This window comes from Rhodoferax ferrireducens (assembly GCF_003347515.1).
Taxonomy (GTDB): domain Bacteria; phylum Pseudomonadota; class Gammaproteobacteria; order Burkholderiales; family Burkholderiaceae_C; genus Rhodoferax.
Map to the genome: position 1 here is coordinate 23,941 of NZ_QEII01000242.1, position 10,693 is coordinate 34,633.

Consider the following 10,693-nt stretch of genomic DNA (forward strand, 5'->3'; position numbering starts at 1 on the left):
ACTAAATATTGCCGAGAATGTGGTCAACGCCTTTTTCGGCAACCATGATGGATGGCGCATTGGTGTTGCACGACGGAACCCGCGGCATGACCGAGGCGTCCACGATCCGCAGGCCTTGGAGACCAATGAGCTTGAGGTCGGGCGTGACCACACTGAATGGATCAGACGCCGGCCCCATCTTGCAAGTACCCACCGGATGGTGATCAGTCTTGGCATTGGCGCAGGCGTATTCAAAAAGATCCTCGTCGGTTTTGAGTCCGTCGCCGGGGAGCACCTCCGCCTTCACGTAGCGTTTCAGAGCGGGTTGGCGCAAAATTTCGCGGGCCAGGCGAAGGCCTTTGATCGCCATCTGCCGGTCGTAGGAATCTTCCCAATAGTTGGGGTCCAGCAAGGGTGCCGCCGCGGGGTCTTTGCTGGCGAGGCGTACCGTTCCACGCGAGCGGGGCCGCAAATAGGCAGTGTTCAGTGTGACTCCTGAGTGTTTCATCTTAGCGACACCGGCCTCGATGCCCGAGCCCAATCCCAAGTGAAACTGAATATCCGGTGAGCGTGCATTCTCAGCGGGGTCGGCATACCAGAATCCACCTGTTTCAAACAGGCTGGATGCCACGGGCCCTTGCTTGAACAGTAGATATTGCAGTCCTGCCCATGCCGCATAGTGCGGCTTGTTGAACCTGTCGTAGGTGTGATCGCCGGTGCATTCCGCAATGACAAACAAGTCCAGATGATCCTGCAAGTTTGAACCCACGCCGGGCAGGTTATGCACCACGGGCACACCCACGGCGCGAAGATGGTCTGCCGGGCCAATGCCCGACTGCATTAACAATTTTGGCGACCCGATGGCGCCGGACGAGACGATCACTTCCCGGTCAGCGTGCAGACGAACAGGCGTCTTGCTTGCGCCCTGCACCACTTCCACCGCGACCGCTCGCCCGTTTTCGACCAGTACGCGCGTCGCCACCGTTTGCATCATCACCGACAGATTGGCGCGATCGCGTATGGGACGCAAGTAAGCGACCGACGTGGATGAACGTCGTGCGTTCAACTGGGTCAACTGGTAGTAACCCAAGCCGGCCTGATGCTCCCCGTTAAAGTCGGGATTGAACGGGATGCCGAGCTCTTGCCCGGCCTGAAAATAGGCTTCGCAAATCGGAAGCGGACTGATCGGATTGGAGACGCCCAGCGGGCCACCGTAGCCGTGGTAACGATTGGCATAGCGCTGGTTGTTCTCGGACCGCTTGAAATAGGGCAACACGTCTTCATAACCCCAGCCCGTGGCACCTTCCTCGCTGACCCATTCGTCGTAGTCCGCGGGAACGCCGCGTGTGTATAACTGGGCATTGATCGAGGAGCCCCCGCCGATCACCTTGGCCTGGGTGTAGTTCAGAACTCTGTTCTTCAGGTGCTTTTGCGGCACGGTTTGCCAGCCCCACGAGCCAATGCCCTTGGTCATTTTGGCAAAGCCGGCAGGCCAGTGGAAGAAGGGGTGACCGTCGGTTCCACCCGCTTCAAGTAGCAGAACCTTGACCGTGGGGTCGGCACTCAGGCGATGCGCCAATACGCAGCCGGCCGATCCCCCGCCGGTGATGATGTAGTCGTAACTTGCAGTTTTCATAATTTTGGAATGGATATGCCACCATCCACATGGATGACGCTGCCGGTAGAAAAATTCAGTTGCCCATCAGCCAGCGCTGCAACAGCCCGAGCAACATCGGAGGGATAGCCCCAGCGCCCCGTGGGCACCAGGCCATCGGCAATGCGTTGGTCATAGGTCGCGGAGACGCCCTCGGTCATGGGGGTGCGAATAACGCCGGGACGCAGCTCGAACACCGCGATGCCTGACGGGGCCAGTCTTAAAGCAAACAGCTTGGTCAGCATGCCAAGTCCTGACTTTGACAGGCAGTATTCCCCTCGTTCAATGGACGCCATCTCAACACTGACGGAAGATATGGTCACGATGGATCTGGGTGCGGGCGATGGAACGGCCACCATGTGGCGGGCAACGCCCTGTGTAAAGAAGAACGTTCCGCGCAGATTGACCCCCAGTACCCGGTCGAATGACTGAGGGGTCACGTCCAGCAGATCGCCTCGGCTTGGCGCGGGGATTCCGGCGTTATTGACCAGGCAGGCAATGGGCCCGCCCCACTGATGAATGGCTTCAATCAAGGGGTCGTGGTGTTCGGTTTGCCCGAGGTCCGACTCAAATAACCTGCCGCGGGCACCATGGTCTGCGATGGCTTGCAGCGTTTCCTCGGCACCCGAGCTTTCAATATCGGTGAGTGCCAAATCAAAACCACGTGCAGCCAACTCAATTGCGATCTCGGCACCGATGCCGCGGCGGGCGCCGGTCACCAGCGCGAGGGGGCGGGATTTCGTCATATGAATACCTTGTCGCGCAAATGTTGTCCCACCCGCAAGGCCTGGGCGGCAACGGTCAATGCCGGATTGACTGCCGCGGAAGATGGAAAAAATCCGGCATCCACAACATACAAATTGTCGTGATCCCACGCCTTGCACAGGGGGTCCAGCGCCGAAGTCGCCGGATCACGCCCGAAACGCACCGTGCCGCATTGGTGTGACACTACATCCGTACCAAATGACTTCGCCAGGACGAGGGGGTAGCCTGTAGCACGAAGAATCTGCTTGCACTTGGCGACCCAGCGATGGTGGGCCTTCAAGTTGCTGCGATGCCAATGGAGATTGATGGCCCCGTCTTCGCGAATCGTGACCCGGCTTTCCGGGTGGGGCAAGTCTTCGCTTTGTGCATACCAGTCCACACTGCGCGAGGCCAAAGCCGAACGAAGAAACCTGGGCACCGCAGCCAAAGGGCCGCGCAACATGGGCTCGCGAATTTTTCCGAGCAACTGAAGACTGCCCAATGGGGTGTTACGTTCATCGTCGCCAAAATAGTAGTCATGCACCGCCAAGGTCTTGGGAAACCGGGTGGTATTGAATTTGAAGGGATGAACAGCCATCAAGGCGCTGGTGTTGTGCGTCATGTAATGACGTCCGACGACATCCGAGCTGTTGGCCAAACCCCTTGGATGTTGGGGATTGGCAGATCGCAGCAACAAGGCCGCCGAATTGACCGCGCCGGCACTCAACACAAATGTATTCGCCGTGATTCGCTCCCTGCGGCCATTGATCACCACATCGACCGCCACGACCTTCTTTCCCGTGGCGTCGGTCAGGAGCCTTTCCACCAAGGCTTGCGACCGCAGCTTGATGTTCTTGTGGCGCAATGCAGGCTGAATCAAGCGCGTGTCGGCATCCCCCTTGGCGTCGATCTTGCAGGGAAAGGCGTCACAGTTGGCACAGCGAACGCATTTTCCATTGACACCAAAATCAACCGCGCTGGGCATGGGAAAAGGAGTCAGACCCTGAGCCCGCAAGCGTCGGGCAATTTCGCCGATGACAGGCTCATGCGGAATCGGTTCATGGGCATACGGCGAACTGCGGGGTGGATCGGTCGGATCGAGGCCCGCCTGTCCGCGCACCCCAAACAAGAACTCGGCCTGGTTGTACCAGGATTCCAGATCCCCATAGCGAATGGGCCAAGCGGGTGAAACACCCTCTTCATGCACCAGCGATTCAAAATCCTTTTCGCGAAATCGAAACATGGCCGTGCCATAGAACTTGGTATTCCCGCCCACAAAATAGAACATGCCGGGCTTGAATGGCCGTTGGTCGGCCCACCAAGTCTCATCCGTGCGGTACCGGTGATCACAGAACACCGCTTCAGGATCCCAATTCTGCGCCTCTCTGGGCAATGCCGGCCCCCGCTCCAAAATCAATACGCGGGCATTGCTGCCGGCAAGTTGGAGCGCGATCGAGCCCCCGCCTACGCCCGAGCCGATGATCACCACGTCATAGGATGTATCAGTCATGGCGTTCAAGCGATCAGCGCCTCCGTATCCACATCAAAGCAAACCAGCTTGGCCAGGTCGAGAAGAAACCGGGTTTCTTGCCCCACCACAAGTGCCACTTCTGGCTCCAGAATCGCCGTAAGTTCAAAACCGGCCAGGTTCAGAACCACCAGCGTATTCGCGCCTGTAGGTTCGATGACTTCTACCTTCGCGCTCACGGTGCGCTGCGTCGGCGTGGGGGCTATGCCGTCAGTTGCCAGGCCGATGGCTTCGGCGCGGATGCCTGCGATGACTTCCTGACCCAGGTAAGACCGCAATCCAGCCAACCGTTCGGGCAAGGCGATATGCACCTTGGGCCGTTCCCCCAATTGAAACGCCAGTGCCAGCGCGCCGTCTTGTTCCACGACCCGTGCTTTGGCAAGATTCATCCGGGGCGACCCCATAAAGCTGGCCACGAAGGTATTGGCCGGGCGGTTGTAAACCTCGTGCGGCGTTCCCAATTGCTGAACCACGCCGCCCTTCATGACGGCGATACGGGTTGCCAAGGTCATGGCTTCAATCTGATCATGGGTCACATACACGATGGTTGATTTAAGGCGCTGGTGCAGCTTCTTGATTTCAGTTCGCATATCCAGGCGAAGTTGCGCATCGAGGTTGGACAATGGTTCATCAAAGAGATACAGCTTGGGCTCGCGCGCCAGTGCGCGGCCGATGGCGACACGCTGACGCTGCCCCCCCGACAGTTGCCGCGGCTTTCGGTCCAGCAGGTGTTCAATCTGCAGCAATTTCGCCACCCCTTTGACTCGCTCGGTCCGAATTTCCTTGGGCACCTTGCGCATCTGCAGCGGAAACTCGATGTTCTTGGCCACCGTCATGTTGGGATACAACGCATAGGACTGAAACACCATGGAGATGTTTCGATCTGCCGGTGCGACGTGTGTGATGTCCTGCCCATCCAGACGCAACAGACCGCCCGTCGGCTCGTCCAGTCCCGCAATAATGTTCATCAAGGTACTCTTGCCACAACCGCTTGGCCCCACGAGCACAAGGAACTCTCCATCGGCCAGAGTGATGGATATGTCATGAAGAATCTGAACTGCGTCAAAACTCTTTTTGATACTGATTAAATCGAGCGAAGCCATGCTGTTATCCCTTAACTGATCCGGCCATGAGGCCACGAACAAAATACTTACCAGAAACCATGTAAACGATGAGGGTCGGCAAGGCGGCTATGAACGCGCCTGCGAAGTGAACGTTGTATTCCTTGACGCCAGTAGAACTGCTCACGAGGTTGTTCAGTGCCACAGTCAGTGGAAAGGAGGTGTAATCGCTGAACGAGGCACCAAACAAGAACTCGTTCCAGATGTTGGTGAACTGCCAGATCACGGTCACCACAATGATGGGCGCGCTATTGGGTAGCAAGATGCGAAAGAGAACACCGAAGAAGTTGGCACCGTCCATTCGAGCCGAGCGCACCAGCTCGATGGGGAACGCCGCGTAGTAGTTGCGAAAGAACAGCGTTGTGAACCCGATGCCGTAGACCACGTTGACGAAAACAAGCCCTTTAACGGTACCTGCGAGTCCCAGCATTCCCAGAGTCTTCGCCATCGGGATCAGGACAATCTGAAATGGAATAAAAACGGAGAACAGCATGGCCGCGAAAAGAATATTCGCGCCGCGCATTTTGAACTGCGTCAGGATGTAGCCATTGAGCGCACCGATGAGGGTCGAGATGATGACTGCGGGCACGACCAACAAAAACGAATTGATGAAGTAAGGCCTTAGCCCGGTTGGCTGTACCCCGATCTGGGCGGTGCTCCATGCCGTTAGCCAGGGCTCAATCGTCCAGGCGACGGGCAGTGACATCAGGTCACCGCTGCGGATTTCATCCAGCGGTTTGAGTGAATTGACCACCATCACGTAGACCGGCAGTATGAACAGCAATGCCGTCGCAATCAAGATTCCATACAACAACACCCGACCCGCCGTGGCGGCGATTTGGCCGGTCTTGGGATTGTGAGGAGGTATCAGGGAAGAGATATTAGCCATTTTTGACCTTCCGCATTTCGCTGAATAAATAGGGCACGACAACGAAACCAATGGCCAGCAGCATCAGAACCGAGCTGGCCGCGCCAACCGCCATTTCATTGCGAGTGAAGGTGTACTGGTACATGAAGACCGAAGGCAGCCAGGTCGAGCGTCCGGGTCCGCCGTTGGTAAGCGCGATGACGAGGTCATAAGACTTGATGGCCATGTGCGCAAGAATCACAAAGGCAGAGACAAATACGGGTCCCAGCTGCGGAATGATGATGTACAAATAAATCTGCCAGGTCTTGGCCCCGTCCAGGCGTGCCGCGTTGACTTGCTCCGCATCAACGCCCCGTAGACCTGCCAAAAACATGGCCATCACGAAGCCGGTGGTTTGCCACACAGCGGCGATGACCACGCAGTAAATGGCCATCTCTGAATCCTTGATCCAGCCAAAGGCAAAGTTCTCCCAACCCAAGGTCTTCAGTGTGTGCTCCAAGCCCACACCCGGATCCAGCAACCACTTCCAGGCGGTGCCGGTGACAATGAAAGACAGTGCCATGGGATACAGAAAGACGGACCGGAAAGCACTCTCCGCGCGAACCTTCTGGTCAATGAGAATCGCAAGGGTCAGGCCCAGTGCCATCGCAATCAGGATATACAGTGACGCAAACACCCACAGATTGGAAAGCGACACCGCCCAGTTCTCGAGGCCGAGAAGACGCGTGTAACTGGCAGTTCCCGTCCACGCATATGACGGCATTAGCGTCGAGGACGTGAACGACAAATAGACCGTGAACATGATAAAGCCATAGACACAGACCACGACCAACAAGGCACTGGGACCCAGTAGAAGCTTTGGTAAAAAACCAGCTTTCATGTTGTTAACTCCAAAATTAAACGATTTCCGGCTAATGTGAGAGAGCGGGCTTCGATCATCCCGCCCTCTCCTGCTTTTTAGCCCTTCGCAGCCGCGGCCAGTTCAGCAGCCGCCTTCTTCGAGTCAATCTGACCGTTGAAGTGTCGGGTCACCACGTCGTAGAAGGCGTTCTTGATGGACGCCGGCACGGTATGACCCTGCGCCATCGATCCGACCAAGGTATTGTTTTTATTGGCTTCAGCCAAATCCTTGATGGCTTTCTTGCCACAGTCGTCAAATGCAGCGTCCGACACATCGGTACGGGCAGGCGCGGAGCCCTTCACGACATTGAATGCGGACTGGAAGCCCGGGTTCAAAATGGCCGAGGCCAATTTCGTTTGCGCGGCCACTTTGTCCGCGCCGACCTTGAACATCGCAAACTGGTCAGCATTGAACGACACGATGCCCTGCGTGCCAGGCACACGGAAACACAGGAAGTCTTTTCCGGGGACCTTCTTGGCCGCGATGAACTCGCCCTTGGCCCAGTCTCCCATGATCTGGAAACCGGCCTTGCCGCTGATCACCATGCCGGCTGCCACATTCCAGTCGCGACCGGAAAAGTCCTTGTCCGCGTATTTCCGCAATTGCGACATGCGGTCAAACGCCTTGATCATCGTGGGAGAATTCAAGGCCTTTTGATCAAGGTCAATGAAGGCTTTTTTGTAGAAATCCAGGCCACCGGCTGACAAGACAACACCGTCGAACATCGTGGTTTCTTGCCAGGGCTGGCCCCCTTGCGCCAGACCAATGAATCCCGCTTTTTGCACCTTGTCAAGGGCGGCGATGAAGTCGTCCCAGGTTTTCGGCTCGGCTTTTACGCCGGCTTTTTCCAAGACCGCCTTATTGGCCCACACCCAATTGGTGGAATGCACATTGACGGGCGCAGCAACCCACTTGCCATTGAACTTGGAAAACTTCTGCAAGGCCAACGGCACCGTCTTGTCCCAGCCTTCTTTGTTGGCCAGATCATTCATGTCGGCGAGCACGCCTTGCTTGGCCCAGTCCTGGATGTCAAATCCCAACATCTGCACGGCTGCGGGCGGGTTGCCCGAGGTCACGCGCGCGCGCACTGCCGTCATCGCCTGCTCACCGCCACCACCTGCGACCGGCATGTCGTTCCATTTAATGCCTTCTTTTTCAAGATTACCTTTAAGAACGCCAAGTGCAGCGGCTTCGCCTCCGGCCGTCCACCAGTGCAGTACCTCGACCGCCTGTTGTGCCATCGCCGGCGCCGTGAAAGCGATCGCAATTGTCAGGCTCAGTATTTTCTTTTTCATGGAATGTCTCCTATCAAACTAAGGTTGGGGCGATGTCTTGGCAGCGCCCGGTGAATTGCCATATGGATATGGCGGTATACATTCGAACTGTGTCCAGCTCAAATGAATCTGTATGGCACTTAGCGTGGAAGGTACCAGTCGGTACGCGGCCCCAGGTGCATGTGCAATGTCTTTGTTTCCGTGTAGTCTTCCGTCGCAAATCGACCCAGCTCGCGGCCGATCCCGCTCTCGTGGTAGCCACCAAATGGCAACTCCGCGTGCCCTTCCAGAAAGGTATTGATCCAGACCGTGCCGGCTTTGATGCGGCGCGCCGCGGTCATGCAGGTGCTGAAGTCCTGGCTCCATACGGCAGCGGACAGTCCATACAAGGTGCTGTTGGCGAGGTCAATGGCGTCGTCGACTGTGTTGAACGTAAGCACCGCAAGAACGGGGCCGAACACCTCTTCTCGCGCAATGGCCATTTCCCGGGTGACGCCGGTGACCACGGTGGGCTCAATGTACATTCCGGTACCCGCGATCCGCGAGCCACCCAGCGCCACCGTCGCCCCCTGCGCTTGGGCCGAGTTGATGTGCGAGAGGATGGTCTCCATTTGTTTTTCTGTCGTGATGGCACCGACCTGAACGCCAGCGACCAGTGGGTCACCCACTTTGACGTGTTTGGAGCGCTCGATCACCTCGGCCACGAATTTCTTGGCGATCGTCTCCTGCACCAGGATTCGGCTGCCGCTATTGCAGCACTGGCCGGCGTTGAAATAGATGCCGTACACCGCCGCATCCACCGCGGCGTCCCAGTCACAGTCAGCAAAGACGATTTGCGGATTCTTGCCGCCCAACTCCATCGAAACTTTCTTCAGCGTTGCCGCGGACTTGGCAACGGCGGCCTTGCCCACTGCAGTGGAGCCCGTGAACGACAACATGTCCACGTCCTCGTGCGTCACCATCACATCGCCGACGACGCTTCCGCGACCCACCAAAATATTGACCGCCCCGGGCGGTACGCCGGCATCGATCAGGATCTGCCCCAGCATGACGGTGGACCCCGAGGTCACCTCGGCCGGTTTAACCACCGCGGTGCATCCGGCGGCAAGGGCAAACGGAAGCTTTTGGCTGACGATAAGAAAAGGGAAGTTCCAAGGTGTGATCACACTGACGACGCCAATCGGGTCACGCAGCACCACGCCCAAGGTGCTCTCGCCCAAGGTGTTGTAGCTGTCACCGTGCAGGTTGCGCGCCAATGTGGCGGCGTACTGCCAAAGGTCAGCCGAGCCTTCAATCTCGGCCAGCGACTGGGCCAGCGGTTTGCCGTTTTCCAGCGTCTCCATCTCGGCAATCGCGTGCTTGCGCTCAAGAATGAGATCGGCCACCTTGCGCAGAACGCGAGCACGGTCCGCACCCTTCATGCGCGGCCAAGGGCCATGGTCAAAAGCTTTGCGGGCAGCGGCGATAGCTTTCTCGGTATCGGCCACACCGGCTTGCGCATAGACGGCAACCAGTTGGTCGTGTGCGGGCGACCGGCGTTCCAACTTGCTGCCATCCACCGCTTCCACCCATGCCCCGTCGATCAGCAACTGGCCATGAAACGGGGCGCGTGTGGCTAGATCGGATGCGGTTAAAGAAGAGTTTTTCATGATAGTCCTTGTCATAACGTTTTATTGATTGAGGTTTAGCGCCCGTGATAGCGGGGCACTCGTTTTTCGCGAAAACTGCTGATGCCTTCGATGGCGTCTTGCGTGCTGGCGGCCAAGGCGCCGGCGATAGCTTCCAACGTAGCATCTGCGTCTTCGCCTGCAGCTGCATTGATAAGTTGCTTGGTGAGCTGCATCGAAACCGGCGCTTTGGAGGCCATCTCCCGGGCCAACGCATTCGCCCGGTCCATCAAGCCCTCCGACGCGACCACTTCATGCACCAGGCCGGCTCTCATGGAATCGCCGGCTGTGAGCCGTTGCCCACTGAGCGCAAGGTACTTGGCATGGCTGGCGCCAATCAGGCGCACCAGCCTTTGCGTGCCCGACCACCCGGGACAGGTCGCAATGGAGGCCTCGGGCAGTGCGAACTGCGCGCCCGCTGCCGCGATACGAATATCACCCACGATGGCAAGTTCAAGTCCACCTCCAAACGCGTGTCCATTGATTGCACTGATGACGGGCTGACGCAGGCGAGCCCATTGGTCGAACACTTGGTGCCCTCTGCGCACCCAACGGCGCCACATATCCAGCGGCTGCAGGGAGGCCCATTCATTGATGTCGGCGCCTACACAGAACGCCTTGCTGCCAGAACCGGTCAAGATGACAACCCGCACCACAGAATCGACGTCAAGTTCGCGTGCACAGCTTTCAAGCTGATCCAGCATCCCGGGTGTCAAGCTATTTAGCTTGGCTGGTCGATTTAAAGTGACGGTTGCAACTTCACCGTCACGCGCAAGTTCAACGAGAGATTCATTCATGGTTTAACGTTCCAAAGAGTGTTTGAAATTCAATGCGCATGCTGCGAATTCAAAATCTGCCCCAAAAAGCTCCGCGTCGTTTCGTGCTGCGGGTTGCTGAAGAACTGCTGCGGCGGCGCCTGCTCGATGATCTGGCCATTCGCCATGAAGATCACGCGAT

Annotated in this window: 9 protein-coding genes and 1 pseudogene; all 10 read right to left on the reverse strand. The window is 57.5% G+C overall.

From position 1 onward, the window contains the following. Position 1: 1 nt before the first annotated feature. Positions 2–1,615 (reverse strand): GMC family oxidoreductase, encoded by a 1,614-nt coding sequence (locus C5P05_RS07765; RefSeq protein ID WP_114969286.1) that lies wholly within the window; start codon positions 1,613–1,615, stop codon positions 2–4. Beyond that, complete coding sequence (locus C5P05_RS07770) at positions 1,612–2,379, reverse strand: 3-ketoacyl-ACP reductase (protein ID WP_114969287.1); 768 nt, start codon at positions 2,377–2,379, stop codon at positions 1,612–1,614. Before C5P05_RS07770 ends, C5P05_RS07765 begins: the two co-directional genes overlap by 4 nt. Continuing rightward, entirely contained in the window at positions 2,376–3,887 is a 1,512-nt protein-coding gene (locus C5P05_RS07775; RefSeq protein WP_114969288.1) for a GMC oxidoreductase, read from the reverse strand. Before C5P05_RS07775 ends, C5P05_RS07770 begins: the two co-directional genes overlap by 4 nt. Positions 3,888–3,892: 5 nt before the next feature. After that, positions 3,893–5,008: an ABC transporter ATP-binding protein gene (locus tag C5P05_RS07780; RefSeq protein ID WP_114969289.1), complete on the reverse strand. Its 1,116-nt coding sequence runs from the start codon at positions 5,006–5,008 to the stop codon at positions 3,893–3,895. Positions 5,009–5,012: 4 nt separating this feature from the next. Continuing rightward, on the reverse strand, positions 5,013–5,915 hold the full coding sequence (locus tag C5P05_RS07785; protein ID WP_114969290.1) for a carbohydrate ABC transporter permease: 903 nt from the start codon (positions 5,913–5,915) through the stop codon (positions 5,013–5,015). Then, positions 5,908–6,774: a carbohydrate ABC transporter permease gene (locus C5P05_RS07790; RefSeq protein WP_114969291.1), complete on the reverse strand. Its 867-nt coding sequence runs from the start codon at positions 6,772–6,774 to the stop codon at positions 5,908–5,910. Before C5P05_RS07790 ends, C5P05_RS07785 begins: the two co-directional genes overlap by 8 nt. Before the next feature lie 77 nt (positions 6,775–6,851). Next, a complete protein-coding gene (locus tag C5P05_RS07795) occupies positions 6,852–8,090 on the reverse strand; it encodes an ABC transporter substrate-binding protein (RefSeq protein WP_114969292.1) in 1,239 nt (412 codons plus the stop codon). A 119-nt stretch (positions 8,091–8,209) separates the two neighbouring features. Beyond that, positions 8,210–9,718, reverse strand: coding sequence for an aldehyde dehydrogenase family protein (locus C5P05_RS07800; RefSeq protein ID WP_198674663.1), 1,509 nt, complete (start codon positions 9,716–9,718; stop codon positions 8,210–8,212). Positions 9,719–9,753: 35 nt separating this feature from the next. Next, positions 9,754–10,533: an enoyl-CoA hydratase/isomerase family protein gene (locus C5P05_RS07805; RefSeq protein WP_114969294.1), complete on the reverse strand. Its 780-nt coding sequence runs from the start codon at positions 10,531–10,533 to the stop codon at positions 9,754–9,756. Between the two features lie 29 nt (positions 10,534–10,562). Continuing rightward, positions 10,563–10,693, reverse strand: a pseudogene (gene glnQ / locus C5P05_RS07810) (glutamine ABC transporter ATP-binding protein GlnQ); the annotation flags it as partial.

Coding starts and splice junctions, on each gene's coding strand:
- C5P05_RS07765 (WP_114969286.1), bottom strand. CDS start 1,615: ATGAAAACTGCAAGTTACGACTACATCATCACCGGCGGGGGATCGGCC.
- C5P05_RS07770 (WP_114969287.1), bottom strand. CDS start 2,379: ATGACGAAATCCCGCCCCCTCGCGCTGGTGACCGGCGCCCGCCGCGGC.
- C5P05_RS07775 (WP_114969288.1), bottom strand. CDS start 3,887: ATGACTGATACATCCTATGACGTGGTGATCATCGGCTCGGGCGTAGGC.
- C5P05_RS07780 (WP_114969289.1), bottom strand. CDS start 5,008: ATGGCTTCGCTCGATTTAATCAGTATCAAAAAGAGTTTTGACGCAGTT.
- C5P05_RS07785 (WP_114969290.1), bottom strand. CDS start 5,915: ATGGCTAATATCTCTTCCCTGATACCTCCTCACAATCCCAAGACCGGC.
- C5P05_RS07790 (WP_114969291.1), bottom strand. CDS start 6,774: ATGAAAGCTGGTTTTTTACCAAAGCTTCTACTGGGTCCCAGTGCCTTG.
- C5P05_RS07795 (WP_114969292.1), bottom strand. CDS start 8,090: ATGAAAAAGAAAATACTGAGCCTGACAATTGCGATCGCTTTCACGGCG.
- C5P05_RS07800 (WP_198674663.1), bottom strand. CDS start 9,718: ATGAAAAACTCTTCTTTAACCGCATCCGATCTAGCCACACGCGCCCCG.
- C5P05_RS07805 (WP_114969294.1), bottom strand. CDS start 10,533: ATGAATGAATCTCTCGTTGAACTTGCGCGTGACGGTGAAGTTGCAACC.